Source organism: Marinobacter sp., assembly GCF_048259445.1.
Lineage (GTDB): Bacteria > Pseudomonadota > Gammaproteobacteria > Pseudomonadales > Oleiphilaceae > Marinobacter.
This window is the reverse complement of the sequence record NZ_JBLXHQ010000018.1, coordinates 31,987-48,197: the sequence shown is the minus strand read 5'-3', so window position 1 is coordinate 48,197 and position 16,211 is coordinate 31,987. Positions and strand designations below refer to the sequence as shown.

Sequence of the window (16,211 nt, the reverse complement as noted above, 5' to 3'; positions counted from 1 at the left end):
CGATGGCGAAATGACGACGATACGATGATAACGACGCGATGATGACAGAATATTTACTGATATTGGTCAGCACCATTCTGGTGAACAACTTCGTGTTGGTTCAGTTTCTTGGCCTGTGCCCCTTCATGGGTGTGTCCGGCAAGCTGGAAACCGCCATGGGCATGTCCCTGGCAACAACCTTTGTGCTGACACTGTCATCGGTGTGCAGCTATCTTGCCTACACCTACCTGCTGGAGCCTCTGGATCTGGCGTTTCTGAAAACCATCACCTTTATCCTCGTGATTGCGGTGGTGGTTCAGTTCACAGAGATGGTGGTTCGAAAAACCAGCCCTCTGCTTTATCGTGTGCTGGGAATTTTCCTGCCACTGATTACCACCAACTGCGCGGTACTTGGCGTAGCACTTCTTAACCTTAATAAAAACAACAACTTCGTTGAATCAGTACTCTATGGTTTTGGCGCTGCCGTCGGCTTCTCGCTGGTGCTGGTGCTGTTCGCTGCAATGCGCGAACGTATTGCCGTGGCCGATGTCCCCCTTTCCTTCCGGGGTGCAGCCATAGGCATGGTCACCGCAGGGTTGATGTCACTGGCGTTTCTGGGCTTTACCGGCCTGGTCAGCGTTTAACGGAGACACGTTTTTATGTGGACAGGCATCCTTATCGCCGTTCTGGTATTGCTTGGCCTCGCTCTGGTGTTTGGCGGCTTGCTGGGCTTTGCCTCCGAGCGGTTCCGGGTTGAGGGTAACCCGTTGGTGGAACAGATCGACGCCGTGCTGCCCCAGACCCAGTGTGGCCAGTGCGGGTTTCCCGGCTGTCGCCCCTATGCCGAATCTATTGCAGAGGGTGGCGCAATCAACAAATGCCCCCCTGGCGGAGAGTCCACAATCAAGGCACTGGCAGATCTGCTTGATGTAGAACCACAGCCGCTGGATGCCGAGCACGGCGTAGAACAGGCAAAGCGCGTTGCCGTGATACGGGAAGATGAGTGTATCGGCTGCACCAAGTGCATCCAGGCCTGCCCGGTGGACGCTATTCTGGGCGCCGCAAAACATATGCACACAGTTATCGCAAGCGAATGCACAGGCTGTGATCTTTGCGTAGAACCCTGCCCTGTTGACTGTATCGACATGATTACCATTGAACCCGATATCAGGGGCTGGGCTCAGCCAGCACCAGAGATTATTGCAACAGACCGGCAGGAGGCCAACGCCTGATGCTCCCGATCACCAAGCTTTGGGATTTCAGTGGCGGCGTTCACCCCGCGGAGCGCAAGGAGCTTTCAACCGCCCGAGCCATTCAGCCTGCAGGCATTCCCGGGCAGTTGGTGCTTCCGCTGCAACAACACATTGGCGAACCCGCAGACCCCGTTGTTGCGGTTGGTGACACAGTACTGAAAGGCCAGAAAATAGCCGATGTCAGCCATGGTATGGGCGTTCCGGTGCATGCTCCGACATCGGGAGTCATTGAAAGCATCGGTAACCACCCGGTGCCACATCCTTCCGGCATGGCGGATAAATGCATCGTCATGAAACCGGACGGCAAGGATGAGTGGTGCGAGCGTTATCCGCTCAGCGACTATCGCAAACTCGACCGGGACCAGGTTCTGGATACCATTCACTCAGCCGGTATCTCCGGCATGGGTGGCGCGGGTTTTCCCACCTACATCAAACTGAAACCGCGCCAGAATCGGAAAATCGACACACTGATTCTGAATGGCGCTGAGTGCGAGCCCTACATTACCGCCGACGACATGACCATGCGCGAGCGAGCCGACGAGGTTATTGCCGGGCTGAAAGTAATGGCCTGGCTCCTGCGCCCTGAGCGGTGCGTGATTGGAATTGAAGACAACAAACCGGAAGCTGCGGCAGCACTGCGTGAAGCCATACAGGGCACAAAAATTGAAATCGCTGTTATCCCGACCAAATACCCTTCCGGTGGCGAAAAGCAGTTGATCCAGATTCTGACCGGGATGGAAGTACCCAGTGGTGGTATCCCGGCCGATATCGGCGTTATGTGCCAGAACATCGGAACTGCCGTCGCGGTTTCCCGGGCCATCTTTGAAGGCACACCTCTGATAGAACGCATTGTCACACTCACCGGTGAGGCGCTTCAAAAGCCAGGCAATTTTGATGTTTTACTGGGTACGCCTGTGGATTATCTTCTCGCGCAGGCCGGGCTAGAAAAAGACCGTGTCAGCCGCCTGGTTCTCGGCGGCCCGATGATGGGCTACACGCTGACGACCACAGCGGTGCCAATTATCAAGACCAGTAACTGCATTATTGCGGCAACTTCAAGCGAGCTACCCGCGCCGCCGCCCGAGCAGGCCTGCATCCGCTGCGGACAGTGCGCCGAAGTTTGCCCCATGGAATTGCTGCCGCAACAGCTGTTCTGGCATGCAAAGGCCGCCGAGTTTGAAAAAGCAGAACACCTGAACCTGTTCGACTGCATTGAATGTGGTGCCTGTTCGTATGTGTGCCCGAGCTCGATTCCGCTCGTGCAATACTACCGCTATGCGAAAGGCGAGATTCGCATTCAGCGTGCAGAACAGCTTAAAGCGAACCGGGCCAGAGAGCGGTTTGAGGCCCGTCAGGAAAGGCTTGAACGAGAGCAGCTGGATAAAGAATTGCGGCGCAAGGAACGTGCGAAAGCCGCTGCGGAAGCCCAGGCCAAAAAGAAGGCGGAAGCTGAGCGGGTTGCCGCCAGCGGAGGAGCTGTCGACGAGCGGGCGGCAGGCTCTGCACTGGTTGAACAGGCTTTGGCGCGTAAAAAAGCCAGTAGTGAAGCTGCAAAGGCGCAGGTAGCTGTATCAGCAGGCGCAGCGTCGGAAAAGCCCGACGTTGAAGCACTGGAGAAACAGTTGGGGCAGGCACAGTCCAAACTGGACACCATGCAGACCATGCTTGAAGACGCGAAAGCGCAGCAAGCAGACAACATAGAAAAACTCGAACGTGCTGTCACCAAGAATCACGACAGGGTAAAACGGGCAGAAGAAGCTCTGGCGGACGCTCGCAAAACGCCGGCAACCCGAACCGAATCCCAGTCCATCGAATAACCCGAATCAGGCCCGATCTAAATGGCGTTTGTTCAACAGTCCTCACCCCATGCTCACAATGCGCGCCCGACATCGAAGGTGATGCTATGGGTCATACTCGCAGCATTACCTGGCCTGCTTGCACAGACCCTGTTTTTCGGGTGGGGCAACCTGATCAACGTTGTATGGTGCATTGCCATTGCTCTGGCATCGGAAGCTACCATTCTCAAGCTGCGCAGCAAGCCAATAGCGTTTGTACTCAAAGACAACACCGCTGCGGTAACCGGGCTATTGCTCGGGCTTTCCTTACCCCAGTTTGCGCCCTGGTGGGTATCGGCAGTGGCGGTCATTTCAGCGATAGTGATAGCCAAACAGCTCTATGGCGGACTGGGCTCCAATCCGTTCAATCCTGCCATGGTGGGCTACGCTCTGGTGCTGATTTCATTCCCGGTTGCCATGACCACCAACTGGGCAGAGCCTGCACTGATCTGGGACAAGGCTCCCGGGTTTGGAGACACCCTGGCAGCCATCGCATCAGGGCAGCAAACAGCCATTGATGGCTGGACGATGGCAACGCCGTTGGACGAATACAAACACAAGATTGCCACCCATACCGCGGAAGAGGTTCTGGTGCACCCCACGTTCGGCGAGGGCATTGCCAGAGGGTGGGAGTGGGTCAACGCGGCCTTTCTGGCCGGAGGGCTTGTACTCATCGGCCTGAAGATCATCACCTGGCACATTCCGGCCGCTTTTCTGGGCGCACTGGTCGCCATGAGCCTGGCATTTGGCAGCAATGCGGATCAGTATGCTCCGTTATCACTGCACCTCCTGGCCGGAGGCACTATGCTCGGAGCATTTTTTATCGCAACTGACCCGGTCTCCGCAGCCACCAGTCATCAGGGTAAACTGATTTACGGAGCGGGAATCGGCGTGCTCATTTATCTGATCCGAAGCTGGGGGAACTATCCGGATGCCGTGGCGTTCAGCGTGTTGCTCATGAACTTTGCCGTACCCTTTATTGACCACTACACGCCGCCGAGAACCTACGGCCACCACAAAGCCCGACGAGGACTGCCCGGCCGGGGCAGGAGCTGAGCCATGGCGACCATGATTCAATCCATTCGCCGTAGTGCCATCGGGCTGGGGCTATTTGCTGTTATTACCGGTGGCACCATTGCGGTTACCCAGGCGCTGACCGACGAGCGCATCGCAGAGCAGGCCGCCAGAGCAGAAGCCAAAGCGCTCTTTGAAATCATCCCGGAAAGCGCGCATGACAACGACATGCTCAGGGATACGTTGATTCTCCCGGCCAGCGATCGGCTGGCAGTAGAGGGAAAGGTGACAGTCTGGGTCGCGCGTCAGAACGGGCAACCGGTTGGTATGATCATGCCCGCCGTTGCGCCTGACGGGTATTCAGGCGCTATAAAGCTGCTTGTAGGTATTGACCTTGAAGGTACGGTTCTCGGTGTCAGGGTTATTGGCCACAAGGAAACTCCGGGGCTAGGCGACCGGATTGAAACCCGAAAGTCCGACTGGGTAAAAGACTTCGAGGGGCGCTCTCTGGGCAATCCGGCGCCACGGGAGTGGAATGTCAAAAAGAACGGCGGGGTATTTGATCAGTTTACCGGCGCCACCATTACTCCTCGGGCTGTGGTAAAAGCCGTACAGAAATCGCTGATTTATTTCCGGAAGAACCAGCAGGTTATCCGGGCCCAACTGAACAAAACCCCGTTGGGGCAAGGCCCTGAAGTCACCCCCGGGGATCTGACAGACGAATCCCTGAACCTGGAGCAATCCTGATCATGGCGACAAAAACTTCCGGTGAAATCATCCGTGACGGTCTCTGGAACAACAACCCGGCGCTGGTTCAGGTACTGGGTTTGTGCCCTCTTCTTGCCGTCACCAGCACAGTAGTCAACGCCATCGGCCTGGGCCTGGCAACCCTGATGGTTTTGATGGGCTCCAATCTGGCGGTTTCCCTGATCCGGAACTTTGTTGGCGAATCCGTGCGCCTGCCGGCGTTTGTAATGATTATTGCTTCCTTCGTTACCTGTGCCGAGTTGCTGATGCAGGCATACACTTACGAGCTTTACCAGATTCTCGGTATTTTCATCCCTCTGATCGTTACCAACTGCGCCATTCTTGGCCGTGCCGATGCATTTGCCTCACGCAACGCTCCCGGCCCTGCACTGCTTGATGGCGCAATGATGGGCGCCGGCTTTCTGATAGTACTGGTGATTCTCGGTGGCATGCGGGAACTCATTGGCCAGGGCACCCTGTTCGTTGATATGCACCTGCTGCTCGGCCCCATGGCTGCCGATTGGGTAATAGAGCCGTTTGCCAACTACCCGGATATGCTGTTCATGGTGCTGCCACCCGGCGCTTTCGTTGGTCTTGGTTTGCTGATCGCCCTGAAAAACGGCATCGACAATCATTTAAAGGAACGCCAGAAAGTAGCTGAGCCAGTGACAATGCCCGGCAGCAAACGCGTGCGTGTTACCGGGAACGTCTCATGACCTGCGGCCGGAGTCGTAACAAAACACTATGAACAGAGCCAAGCGTATTGAAATATTCTCCCGCTTCAGGGAGGCCAACCCTCATCCGGAAACCGAGCTGAACTACAGCAGCCCGTTTGAACTGCTCATCGCGGTTATCCTCTCTGCGCAGGCTACAGATGTAGGCGTCAACAAGGCGACTGACAAGCTCTATCCTGTCGCTAACACGCCGGAGGCCATACTTGCGCTCGGATTGGACGGTCTGAAGAGTTACATAAAGACCATCGGGTTATTCAACAGCAAGGCAGAGAACGTTATCAAGACCTGCCGGATACTGATTGAAAAACACAACAGCATTGTGCCGGACAACCGTGAGGACCTTGAAGCCCTTCCGGGGGTCGGCCGAAAAACCGCCAATGTGGTTCTGAACACAGCGTTCGGCCAGATCGCCATGGCGGTAGACACTCATATTTTCCGTGTATCCAACCGCACCGGCATTGCTCCGGGCAAGAATGTTGTGGAAGTGGAAAAACGCCTGATGCGGCTGGTGCCGAAAGAGTTTCTTCAGGATGCCCATCACTGGCTTATCCTGCACGGGCGTTACACCTGCGTAGCGCGCAAACCCCGCTGCGGCGCCTGTACTATTGAGGATCTTTGCGAGTTCAAACATAAAAGTGATTATCAATAAAAGATCCGTTCCAGCCACGAAAAAGCCGGCGTTTGCCGGCTTTTCTGACACAAGCAATAAATCCCTGTCAGCTCTGACCCAGCATTTTTTTCTTCAAACTCTTCTGAGCCGGCTCAGCAGAAAGCCAGATACCAAATAAGGCTTTCTTGAACTCAAGGCCGCCAACAATGTCTTTTTGCTCACCGTTCTTCAACACCTTGACGCCCTCACCTGGCACGTAGACCAGATCAAATACGTCACCTTCTTTAATTTCTTCTTTGAATACCGACATGAACTGATCAATTTCCGCCTGAACGGAAGCCATATCACCACCCGTAGAAGCCTCGAAGCCCTCCATGGTTGCTTCTGTCATACGGTCACTGGTGATCATGCCGGAAATAATATGCAGTGTAATTGCCTGAGGTTCATCGGCTTCAATAACCGCATTGCCATCCTGTTGTGCCTGAGGCACATAAAGGCTGCCTATATAAAGATCCATGAAAAACTTGGAGCGAGTGCCCGCACCGTTCAAGGCAAGCTCGGTGCTGTCTGCCTTGTAGGTCTCAGGGACATCAACACCTTCAACGGTCAACGCGAAAGCAGGAGCCGATAGTGTGGTGGCCAGCATCAAGGATGCCAAACCCTTCAAAAAAGCCTTTTTCATCGTCCTTTCCTTTTTAGTCATTATTATGAGAGTTCATTCGTCACCAGGTAAAAGTCCGCAGCCCCCGGCGCCGCTATTCTAACAATGACCAAAAGGGGCGAGTCGCAACCTGGTTCTCATTTGCACGGTTACTTTTCGGAGATACTTTTGCAGAACCACTAAAACACAAAACGCCAGCCATGAAACATGGCCGGCGTTCAGGGTGTTATGTCAGGAAGGCTATTTGAACAGCAGGTTTCCAGTCAGGCCTTCTTTTTCGAGGATTTCACGCAAACGTCGCAGCGCCTCTACCTGAATCTGTCGAACCCGCTCACGGGTCAGACCTATTTCCTGTCCGACTTCTTCCAGCGTACTGACAGGATAGCCCCTCAGACCAAACCGCCGGGACAGCACTTCCTGCTGTTTGTCGCTCAGCTGGTCTATCCATTTCCCAAGGCAGGCACACATGTTGTTGTCCTGCAATACATCTGCAGGGTCAGAGGCGCCTTCGTCAGCCACCGTATCCAGCAAAGACTTCTCACCTCCGGCGCCGATCGGCGTATCCATGGAGGCAACGCGCTCGTTAAGGCCCAGCATACGCTTGACGTCATTAACCGGCTTGTCGACACTCCTTGCGATTTCTTCCGCCGAAGGCTCATGATCAAGCTTTTGTGTAAGTTCGCGAGCTGCCCGCAAGTAAAGGTTCAGCTCTTTTACTACGTGAATGGGCAAACGGATAGTACGGGTCTGGTTCATGATCGCCCGCTCTATCGTCTGGCGGATCCACCATGTTGCATACGTGGAGAAGCGGAAGCCCCGCTCCGGATCAAATTTTTCAACCGCACGGATCAGCCCGAGGTTTCCCTCTTCGATCAGATCAAGCAACGTCAACCCACGGTTCACATAGCGGCGGGCAATTTTTACAACCAGCCGCAGGTTACTCTCAATCATCCGTTTACGGCCGGAGTCCTCACCTTTGCGCGCCAGACGTGCAAAATAGACTTCCTCTTCCGCGGTCAGAAGTGGTGAGAAACCAATTTCGTTGAGATAAAGCTGAGTGGCGTCCAGCTGCTTCGAACTGCTGTAATAACGCCTTTGGGAAGGAAACCCTTCATCGACTTCGGCAGCCTCAGGGGCGCTCTTATCGGTTTTTTCTTCTGCGAGTAACTGATCCTCAGATTCATCAACGTTCGTAATGCCATCGACGTCTGTAATACGATCAACAATAATATCTTCTTGTTCTGCTGACATATCTCTTGCCCCGCCTTTCAACAATCCTGGATTTTCGCCCGATACTTCTTTTTGTTGCGGGCATTGGTTACTTCTTTTCTCTTCAGGACTTCTTCAATGGCCAGCTTATGCGCTGTTGCCATCATTTCTTCTTGTTTTAAGCCCGGCATCCATCATTAGCGTGGTGGCAGATAATGAGTTGGATCAACCGGGTTACCATTTTTTCGAATCTCGAAATGTAACATCGGACGCTCCGCACCACTGCCGCCGAGTTCTGCTATGACCTGTCCGGCCTTTACTCCCTCCCCTTCACTAACCAGAATCTTCCGGTTATGAGCGTATGCACTCAGATAATGCTCGTTATGATTCACAATAATCAAATTGCCATAACCCAGCAAACCGTTGCCGGCGTAGACCACACTTCCGTCTGCAGCAGCCCTTACAGCATCCCCGGCTTTTCCGGCAATATCAACGCCTTTATTGACTTTTCCGGATGCAGAGTATCCTGCAATTACGGTGCCAGAGTGTGGCCAGCGCCACGGAATGCTGGCTACCGTCTGCGTGCGTGAAGCCAGCGGAGCAGACTTATCCGGCCCCCGGGTGACCGCGGGTTTCCGGGCAGTTGTCGCTGAGCCAGGGGATCTGGCGGCCGGTGCCCGGGCAGATGTGTTCTGAGGTGGCCTGGAGGCCTTTGCCGAAACGCGACTGCTACTGGACGAAACGCTGCCGCGACGGTCCAGCCGGAGTACCTGCCCGGCGCGGATCGTCCAGGGAGGGCCGATTCCATTAGCACTGCCCAGCTCCTGATAATCGCGACCGTAGGTCCAGGCAATGCCGTACAGGGTCTCGCCCTGGCGGACGACATGGCGCCCCCAGTAAACCGGCGGGTTGTAAATATCATCCTGATGAAGCGCCTGAGTGTTACAACCACTCAACGCACCGGACAGAAAAAAGAAAGCCGTCAGAAAGAACCAGAACTTGCCAGTTACAGGTGCACAGGCAGACGGGTGGGCACCAAAGCGGAACCGCGGGGAGGCCGACAATGCGGCATGAGCTGACCCACGTAGTAATCTCACTGGAATAACACCGGCCCGGTTAGGAGTAATCTGTATAAGCCCTGAATCGGTTCAAAGAAAATCCTGAAGTTTTAAAAGTAACTCGCTAATTTATTGCACATTTTGGATTCAAATCCAAGTTACTCTGAACCCATTCCTGTTACCCGCCGTCATCTTTGTTACGGGCGGGAACAACAGTTTGCCCATAAAGGTAACACGGAGTTCCTGATGGGTTGCCGAGGAGGTGTTGAAGCGTCACCCGACATTATCGGATACCGGCTGCGCAGCTTTCTGGTTGCGTCCACCAACCCACTCGACCAGCAATACAAGAGCAAAACCGGCAATAGCCATTATAACTGCTGTTGAAATCTGGGGGTCCAGACCAGTAATGTCCGCAAATGCCCCGGGGCTGATACTGACTTCATTCAACGGCACTTGTTCGCCAGAGCTGTTGGTTCGCCAGCTGAGAGCCTCTTTCCAGGGCCATACTTTATTCAGTGCACCAATCATGAAACCGGTAAGCAGAGCCAACACAGGATCATGATATTTGTGAAAAGCCCACGTAATCAGCCTTGCTACCGACAGCAGGCCAACCAGACAACCTGCCATAAACAACAGTAACACCATGACATCAAAAGATTTAATAGCCGCTAGAACCGGAGCATACATACCCACGATGACCAGAATAAAACTACCGGAAATACCGGGTAAGATCATCGCGCATATTGCCAAAGCTCCGGCGCCGAAAAAGGTCAGAGCGGAAGGCTCAATATCGCCACCAGACAGTGTTGTAATCCACCACGCGACGACAACGCCAGCAACAAGAGGAACAAGCAGAGGTGCACGGTAGTGTCTTGCCTGGCGGCCGACATGAAGGACAGACGCAATAATCAGGCCGAAAAAAAAGCTCCAGATCAGAATCGGATATTCGTCCAGCAGGAAACTGATGGCAGATGCCAGGGTAACAACACTGAGGAGAATGCCCGCGAGCAGTAAGCTGAGAAATGTGCCGTCACAGGCCTGCCAGAAAGCCTTCAGCCTGCCCTGGAACAGTTCTCTGAACACGGCTCCCGGCACAGCATTGATCGCCTCAAGTAACCTGAAATAAATACCTGTTATAAATGCAATGGTACCGCCGGAAACACCCGGAACTATATCTGCTGCGCCCATCGCCATGCCTCGTAAGAACACCGAGGCGGGGTGGTGTTCGCGGCCACTGATTTGCGTGCTGGTTTTCTTTGCCTGGTTGATCAACGGACAACTCCGCCCAATAAAGGCACAAAGCGAACCGGCTCCAACTCACGACGCTCAAACCGATCACCGTTGCGAATCACCTCCACAAGCACCTGATGCTCTTCACCAACCGGTGCCACGAGCACGCCACCATCAGCTAGCTGATCCAGCAACTCGGTTGGAATCTCCATCGGAGCGGCAGTAACAATAATGCCATCAAACGGGCCCCTTTCCGGCCACCCCATGCCTCCGTCCGCATGCTTGAGCATAACGTTACGGATATTGAGCTGCCGTAGCCGCTCGCGGGCACGATCCTGAAGGGGCTTGATCCGCTCTACACTGTAAATCTGCTCAAAAAGCTGTGACAACACAGCGGTCTGGTAGCCTGACCCTGTGCCCAGCTCCAGCACTCTGGCGGGCTCATGCCTGAGCAACAGTTCGGTCATTCGAGCGACGATATAGGGCTGGGACAGCGTCTGACCATAGCCAATAGGTAGCGACGTGTCCTCGTAGGCCCGGTGCGACAGGGCTTCATCCAGAAAAATGTGGCGCGGCACCTGCCCCATGACATCCAGAACGCGATCTGACTCGATGCCGGATTCTTTGAGGCGTTGCACCAGGCGCATGCGTGTTCTCCGGGATGTCATCCCGATACCCTGAAGCTCACCACTCACGCACTGTCCCCCATGGAGGCCTGCAGGGAGTCGGCCCAGTTTCTGAGAGAAACAAGCGCTTCGTGACGAGTCATATCTATGTGAACAGGCGTAAGTGAAACGTACCCTTGCGAGACAGCATGGAAGTCGGTTCCCGGACCGGCATCACCGCCTTTCCCTGCTGCACCGATCCAGTAGCGCTCCTTACCCCGCGGACACGTCATCGGAACAGCGCCCTCGGCGCGCTCCCGGTCACCAAGCCGGGTAACGCGAAACCCGGCAAGTTCTTTCCAGGGCACATCGGGCACATTCACATTCAATATAGAACGAGGCCCCAGAACAAAAGGCTGCGGAGTCTCCAGAAGCATGCGCACGACTCTGGCAGCTGTGTCGAAATGATTACGTCCCTCACTTACCAAAGAGACTGCAATGGCTGGCAACCCGAGATGACGACCTTCAGTTGCAGCCGCTACCGTGCCGGAATAGATGATGTCATCACCCAGATTGGCATGGGTATTGATACCTGAGACTACACGGTCGAACGGCTCACGAAAAAGGCCGTTAACAGCAAGGTGCACACAGTCTGTGGGCGTACCGTCGACAGACCGGAAACCGCCGGGATGCTGTTCAACCGTAAGGGGGCGGTTGAGCGTCAGAGCGTTGCTTGCGCCGCTGTGATCCCTGTCGGGTGCTACAACTTCAAGATGACCCAGGCCTTTGAGACCTTCGTAAAGGGCTACAAGCCCCGGTGAATGAACACCGTCATCGTTCGATAACAGAATGCGCACAGTACTCTCCAAAACATGCTATCCAGTAAACCACTGGCCAAAACGTCGCTGGCCGTATTATTTTTTATGATGGCCGAGGCTGACGTCCTCTAGCTCAAAAATATCACTCAAAATCGTAGTGGCGTATTGACCGGGCTTCAGAAAAAAATCGAGCTCCAGAGCACCATCATCCAGCCAGGACCAGCTTAGGCCTTCTGCCACAGCAACCAGAGGGCGCCGCTCAGGCTTCATTCGAGTCGTCATGAACAGCGAAGCCAGTTTTGGCGACTGTGCCACTATCTCATGTTCACGTTGCCCAGCCTCGCCACTGGCACTCGTGCCTCCATCGCCCCACAAAGGCCCCGTTGCAGCCTCAGTTGGCTCGCCAGGAAGCGGAGCCTGCCAACTTCCTTCAGCCACCCGCGACGCAAGAACCTCATTGAAAAGCCAGGAGCGGGCAGCCGAAAAATACAATACGTTTTTCCGGTCATCTCTGCCACCGCCAGACCTGCTGCCACCCCGGCCTCGCCCCCGGCCCTTGCCCTGTCCGCCACGACGATTCAGCGCCGCAGGATCAATATGAACAGCACGGTCCAGATTCGCGCCGCCAAAACCGAAACGCTGAGGGCCGAAGTAATTGGGTGCACCCTGTATTTTCAGTCGTTCCAGCGCGCTTTCGACAACATCACGATCAGCGCTGATCTGCCGAAGCCTTATCGTAAACTGGTTTCCCTGATGATCCCCGCGACGAAGTTTTCGCACACTGCGACAGGCTGACTTTACCGGCCAGCGCGCCGAGATCTGCCCGATTAATGCGGCATCGTCCTCCATCATACCGGGCCTGTAGAGGCTGAACCATTGGCTGGTCACCGCGTGGCGATCCTTCAACCCGCAAAACCCCACATCAAAAGATCGACAGCCAGCCAGGGTAGCGAGCTCTCCAGCGACAAACTCCGTGTTGTCACCGGTTTTCTCCAGGCGCAAACACAAATGCTCGCCTTCACCGGCAACGCCGGCAACAAGGGACTGGTCCGTATGTTCGGGAAACGCCTCCAGCACTTCACAAACCCGGAAGTCTTCCGGCACGGTTTTCAGCTGAGCGCTGCCTACACGCGCTCCTGCTGACACGGGCCAGTCCAGGCGCCAGCCTGCTGCGCCTGCTTCCGCCTCACTCACGGTGCCACCTGCTCAAGCAGGCACATTGCCTGACACGCTATACCCTCACCACGCCCAGTAAACCCGAGTTTTTCGCTTGTGGTCGCCTTTACGCTTACACAGCTGGCCGGGATACCAAGGTCCTCAGCGATATTCAAACGCATGCGCTCGATATAGGGCGCCATTTTGGGTGCCTGGGCGATGATCGTAGTATCAACATTCACGACAGCAAAGCCCTCCTCTGATACCCGGGCCACAACCCGGCGCAGCAGATCACGGCTATCCGCACCAGCCCATTCCGCGCTGGTATCCGGAAAAAAATGGCCAATATCACCCAGGGCAACCGCGCCCAAAAGGGCATCTGCCAGCGCATGTAAAAGCACATCGCCATCAGAATGGGCTTTCAGCCCCTGACTGTAAGGTATGGAGACGCCGCCAAGAATAACGGCATCGCCTTCGCCGAAGGCATGAACATCAAAGCCCTGACCAATTCGCATAATTTACTCCGGGAAAACCAGAAAAGTCAGAACCGGCTGAGAATAAAACCAGCAAGGTCCAGATCAGCAGGTACGGTAATCTTGATATTGTCCGACCGCCCTTCTACCAGAACGGGCATGTTACCGGAAAACTCCATGGCAGAGGACTCATCCGTAATCGGTTGCTTCTCGCCCAGAGCCTTCTCCAGCGCCTCGACCAACATCGAATAACGGAACATCTGAGGCGTGAGCGCCCGCCAAAGCTGGCTGCGATCCACGGTTCCAATAACCTCCACCGGCTGACCTGACCCCGCTTTTTTCAGCGTGTCCGCAACCGGCGCAGCCAACAAACCACCCACAGGGTGATCCACTAAAGTTGAGACAAGGTTCTCAAGGTCAGCCGGATGCACACAAGGTCGAGCCGCATCATGAACCAATACCCAGTCATCGGCTGCGACCTGCTCCTCCAGTGCGTGTAATGCGGAGAGAACAGAATCCGCCCGTTCCGCGCCACCCGTGCAGGTCTGAATGCGGTCATCGCTGCTGGCATCCGTATCCGGCCACCAATGATCCGCTGAATTAAGCGGGACCATACAACCAGCAAAAAGGCCGGAACCCAGTAACCGGGAAAGGGTGACATCCAGAATAAAACGGTTATTGATATGGAGGTACTGCTTGGGACATTCAGCCTGCATGCGCTGACCAATGCCTGCGGCGGGAACAATCAACCAGAATCGTGGAGAAGTCATAGGGTTTCCGCACAAGGCCTGGAGAGCGGCGGGTAGATCTTTTCCGGGAATGTCGGTGGCCAAGGATGGCCACCGTCAAGCGCACATGGATGTGCTCGTAGCGTTTCCCGGGAAAGGTCTACCCGGCGCTCAGAGCTCCGAACCCGGAAGTCACTGCTCAACAACAAGAAAAAACGTCTCATCGTTGCGAATCAACCCAAGATTCATCCGGGCCCGCTCTTCCACCGCACCCTGCTCATTGCGAAGATTACGCACCTCCGCATACAAGCGCTCATTACGAGTAGCCAGTTCGGCATTTTCCTCGCGCTGCTCGGCAATCGACTTTTCCAGCGTCCAGACCTGCGCAAAGCTGCCCTCCCCAATCCACAGGCGCACCTGAAGAAGGAGAATGAGAACAACCATGAAAGCCCAGAGCAACTTCATTAATACCGATTCCGTTCACGAGTTAAACGATCAAAAACCATACACCGGACGCTAAGTATAGACCTTAGAGTAGATTAGCAACAAATTCTTCTAACTAATTGGACAAAAAGGCCATCGTGACTGAAATTTCATTCAGAACACGACGGCCTTAATGCTCCATTCCCTGAACCCCGGACTTCAGGGGCAAAGGTGAAGGCTACTGATTTCAGCCCTGGCCTTTAATCTCGACCAGACCACGGTATGGCGCCTTACCTTGCAACGCCTCTTCAATACGCAGCAGCTGGTTGTACTTGGCAACACGATCAGAGCGGCAAAGAGAACCGGTCTTGATCTGGCCAGCACAGGTAGCAACGGCAAGATCAGCAATGGTTGTATCTTCAGTTTCACCTGAACGGTGAGAAATAACCGCCGTAAATCCTGCATCCTGAGCCATTTTGATAGCGTCCAGGGTTTCACTCAGGCTTCCGATCTGGTTGAACTTGATCAGAATGGAATTGCCCACGCCGGTATCGATACCGCGCTTGAGGATTTTGGTGTTGGTAACAAACAGATCGTCGCCAACCAACTGTACTTTTTCGCCGATCTTGTCGGTCAGTACTTTCCATCCGTCCCAGTCGCTTTCGTCCATGCCATCCTCAATGGACACAATCGGAAAACGCTCCGCCAGTCCAGCCAGATAATCGGCAAAACCAGCAGAATCAAAACTCTTGCCTTCACCAGCCAATACGTACTGGCCGTCTTTGTAGAATTCAGACGCTGCGCAATCCAGAGCCAGAGTAATATCGGTACCAAGCTTGTACCCGGCTTTTTCAACCGCTTCTTTGATAACTGCCAGAGCCGCCTCGTTAGACGGAAGGTTTGGCGCAAAGCCACCCTCGTCGCCTACCGCAGTGTTCAGGCCCTGAGCCTGCAGCACTTTTTTCAGACTGTGGAAAATCTCGGCACCAATGCGCAGAGCTTCTGAAAAGCTCTTGGCGGCAACCGGCTGCACCATGAACTCCTGGATATCAACGTTGTTATCCGCGTGCTCGCCACCGTTCAGAATATTCATCATCGGCACCGGCATGCTGAATTTGCCGGAGGTGCCGTTGATGTCAGCGATATGCTCGTAAAGTGGTTTACCCAGAGACTCCGCTGCAGCTTTAGCCGCTGCCAGGGATACCGCCAGAATGGCATTAGCGCCCAGATTGGCTTTATTCTCAGTGCCATCCAGCTCCAGCATGATATTATCCAGACCACGCTGGTCTGCAGCATCTTTACCTTTCAGTGCATCCTTGATCTTGCCGTTAATGGCTTCGACTGCCTTCAGCACACCCTTACCCAGGTAACGGGACGCATCGCCATCGCGCAGCTCCAGCGCTTCACGAGAGCCTGTAGAGGCTCCGGACGGTGCACAGGCACGACCAAGCGTTCCATCTTCAAGGATCACGTCTGCTTCTACCGTGGGATTACCACGGGAATCCAGGACCTCACGGGCTTTAATGTCGGCAATCTTGGTCATTCTAGGGAGTCTCCAGGTTCTCAATTTCAAAGGGCATTAATAAAATCTGGTGCAAGAGAGAGCGGGGCACGGCTTTACGAAAACCGCTACAAGCACATCCATGTGGGCTTGGCTCCGCCATCCATGGCTCCGCACA

General features: G+C 54.7%; 18 protein-coding genes. 7 read left to right on the top strand and 11 right to left on the bottom strand.

Annotated elements, in window-relative coordinates; translation table 11 throughout:
- Positions 1–41: 41 nt before the first annotated feature.
- The 7 genes from rsxA to nth are packed head-to-tail and all read left to right on the top strand — an operon-like array spanning position 42 to position 6,211.
- Positions 42–623 carry an electron transport complex subunit RsxA gene (gene rsxA, locus ACN0RL_RS13510; protein ID WP_417517706.1) on the top strand — a complete coding sequence of 194 codons (582 nt, stop codon included), beginning with the start codon at positions 42–44 and terminating at the stop codon, positions 621–623.
- Between the two features lie 15 nt (positions 624–638).
- Positions 639–1,211, top strand: coding sequence for an electron transport complex subunit RsxB (rsxB, locus tag ACN0RL_RS13505; RefSeq protein ID WP_417517624.1), 573 nt, complete (start codon positions 639–641; stop codon positions 1,209–1,211).
- 8 nt (positions 1,212–1,219) lie between these two features.
- A complete protein-coding gene (gene rsxC, locus ACN0RL_RS13500) occupies positions 1,220–3,049 on the top strand; it encodes an electron transport complex subunit RsxC (RefSeq protein WP_417517704.1) in 1,830 nt (609 codons plus the stop codon).
- Positions 3,050–3,070: 21 nt separating this feature from the next.
- Positions 3,071–4,123, top strand: a complete 1,053-nt coding sequence (rsxD, locus tag ACN0RL_RS13495; protein WP_417517622.1) for an electron transport complex subunit RsxD — start codon at positions 3,071–3,073, stop codon at positions 4,121–4,123.
- A 3-nt stretch (positions 4,124–4,126) separates the two neighbouring features.
- Positions 4,127–4,828: an electron transport complex subunit RsxG gene (rsxG, locus tag ACN0RL_RS13490; protein ID WP_417517620.1), complete on the top strand. Its 702-nt coding sequence runs from the start codon at positions 4,127–4,129 to the stop codon at positions 4,826–4,828.
- A gap of 2 nt (positions 4,829–4,830) precedes the next feature.
- The gene (locus ACN0RL_RS13485; protein ID WP_417517618.1) at positions 4,831–5,544 is read left to right on the top strand and encodes an electron transport complex subunit E; all 714 of its coding nucleotides are present in this window, start codon (positions 4,831–4,833) and stop codon (positions 5,542–5,544) included.
- 28 nt (positions 5,545–5,572) lie between these two features.
- The gene (gene nth, locus ACN0RL_RS13480) at positions 5,573–6,211 is read left to right on the top strand and encodes an endonuclease III (RefSeq protein WP_417517616.1); all 639 of its coding nucleotides are present in this window, start codon (positions 5,573–5,575) and stop codon (positions 6,209–6,211) included.
- Positions 6,212–6,278: 67 nt separating this feature from the next.
- Here the strand turns inward: nth and ACN0RL_RS13475 are convergent, their stop codons facing one another.
- From ACN0RL_RS13475 to eno, 11 genes are all read right to left on the bottom strand, one after another.
- Positions 6,279–6,854, bottom strand: coding sequence for a chalcone isomerase family protein (locus ACN0RL_RS13475; RefSeq protein ID WP_417517614.1), 576 nt, complete (start codon positions 6,852–6,854; stop codon positions 6,279–6,281).
- Between the two features lie 219 nt (positions 6,855–7,073).
- Entirely contained in the window at positions 7,074–8,084 is a 1,011-nt protein-coding gene (rpoS, locus tag ACN0RL_RS13470) for an RNA polymerase sigma factor RpoS (RefSeq protein ID WP_417517612.1), read from the bottom strand.
- Between the two features lie 155 nt (positions 8,085–8,239).
- A complete protein-coding gene (locus ACN0RL_RS13465) occupies positions 8,240–9,028 on the bottom strand; it encodes a peptidoglycan DD-metalloendopeptidase family protein (protein ID WP_417517702.1) in 789 nt (262 codons plus the stop codon).
- 345 nt (positions 9,029–9,373) lie between these two features.
- On the bottom strand, positions 9,374–10,294 hold the full coding sequence (locus tag ACN0RL_RS13460) for a DUF368 domain-containing protein (protein WP_417517700.1): 921 nt from the start codon (positions 10,292–10,294) through the stop codon (positions 9,374–9,376).
- Positions 10,295–10,368: 74 nt separating this feature from the next.
- Complete coding sequence (locus tag ACN0RL_RS13455; protein WP_417517610.1) at positions 10,369–10,977, bottom strand: protein-L-isoaspartate(D-aspartate) O-methyltransferase; 609 nt, start codon at positions 10,975–10,977, stop codon at positions 10,369–10,371.
- Positions 10,978–11,021: 44 nt separating this feature from the next.
- The gene (surE, locus tag ACN0RL_RS13450) at positions 11,022–11,792 is read right to left on the bottom strand and encodes a 5'/3'-nucleotidase SurE (protein ID WP_417517608.1); all 771 of its coding nucleotides are present in this window, start codon (positions 11,790–11,792) and stop codon (positions 11,022–11,024) included.
- A 57-nt stretch (positions 11,793–11,849) separates the two neighbouring features.
- On the bottom strand, positions 11,850–12,947 hold the full coding sequence (gene truD / locus ACN0RL_RS13445) for a tRNA pseudouridine(13) synthase TruD (protein WP_417517606.1): 1,098 nt from the start codon (positions 12,945–12,947) through the stop codon (positions 11,850–11,852).
- Positions 12,944–13,423 (bottom strand): 2-C-methyl-D-erythritol 2,4-cyclodiphosphate synthase, encoded by a 480-nt coding sequence (ispF, locus tag ACN0RL_RS13440; RefSeq protein WP_417517604.1) that lies wholly within the window; start codon positions 13,421–13,423, stop codon positions 12,944–12,946. Before ispF ends, truD begins: the two co-directional genes overlap by 4 nt.
- A gap of 26 nt (positions 13,424–13,449) precedes the next feature.
- Positions 13,450–14,151: a 2-C-methyl-D-erythritol 4-phosphate cytidylyltransferase gene (ispD, locus tag ACN0RL_RS13435; RefSeq protein ID WP_417517602.1), complete on the bottom strand. Its 702-nt coding sequence runs from the start codon at positions 14,149–14,151 to the stop codon at positions 13,450–13,452.
- Positions 14,152–14,301: 150 nt separating this feature from the next.
- Positions 14,302–14,574: a septum formation initiator family protein gene (locus tag ACN0RL_RS13430; protein WP_417517600.1), complete on the bottom strand. Its 273-nt coding sequence runs from the start codon at positions 14,572–14,574 to the stop codon at positions 14,302–14,304.
- A 205-nt stretch (positions 14,575–14,779) separates the two neighbouring features.
- The gene (gene eno / locus ACN0RL_RS13425) at positions 14,780–16,075 is read right to left on the bottom strand and encodes a phosphopyruvate hydratase (protein ID WP_417517598.1); all 1,296 of its coding nucleotides are present in this window, start codon (positions 16,073–16,075) and stop codon (positions 14,780–14,782) included.
- Positions 16,076–16,211 lie beyond the last annotated feature (136 nt).

Bases quoted from the DNA above. Each gene is read 5' to 3' on its own strand.
- rsxA (WP_417517706.1), top strand. From the start codon at position 42: ATGACAGAATATTTACTGATATTGGTCAGCACCATTCTGGTGAACAAC.
- rsxB (WP_417517624.1), top strand. From the start codon at position 639: ATGTGGACAGGCATCCTTATCGCCGTTCTGGTATTGCTTGGCCTCGCT.
- rsxD (WP_417517622.1), top strand. From the start codon at position 3,071: ATGGCGTTTGTTCAACAGTCCTCACCCCATGCTCACAATGCGCGCCCG.
- rsxG (WP_417517620.1), top strand. From the start codon at position 4,127: ATGGCGACCATGATTCAATCCATTCGCCGTAGTGCCATCGGGCTGGGG.
- ACN0RL_RS13485 (WP_417517618.1), top strand. From the start codon at position 4,831: ATGGCGACAAAAACTTCCGGTGAAATCATCCGTGACGGTCTCTGGAAC.
- nth (WP_417517616.1), top strand. From the start codon at position 5,573: ATGAACAGAGCCAAGCGTATTGAAATATTCTCCCGCTTCAGGGAGGCC.
- ACN0RL_RS13475 (WP_417517614.1), bottom strand. From the start codon at position 6,854: ATGAAAAAGGCTTTTTTGAAGGGTTTGGCATCCTTGATGCTGGCCACC.
- rpoS (WP_417517612.1), bottom strand. From the start codon at position 8,084: ATGTCAGCAGAACAAGAAGATATTATTGTTGATCGTATTACAGACGTC.
- ACN0RL_RS13460 (WP_417517700.1), bottom strand. From the start codon at position 10,294: ATGGCGATGGGCGCAGCAGATATAGTTCCGGGTGTTTCCGGCGGTACC.
- ACN0RL_RS13455 (WP_417517610.1), bottom strand. From the start codon at position 10,977: ATGCGCCTGGTGCAACGCCTCAAAGAATCCGGCATCGAGTCAGATCGC.
- ispF (WP_417517604.1), bottom strand. From the start codon at position 13,423: ATGCGAATTGGTCAGGGCTTTGATGTTCATGCCTTCGGCGAAGGCGAT.
- ispD (WP_417517602.1), bottom strand. From the start codon at position 14,151: ATGACTTCTCCACGATTCTGGTTGATTGTTCCCGCCGCAGGCATTGGT.
- ACN0RL_RS13430 (WP_417517600.1), bottom strand. From the start codon at position 14,574: ATGAAGTTGCTCTGGGCTTTCATGGTTGTTCTCATTCTCCTTCTTCAG.
- eno (WP_417517598.1), bottom strand. From the start codon at position 16,075: ATGACCAAGATTGCCGACATTAAAGCCCGTGAGGTCCTGGATTCCCGT.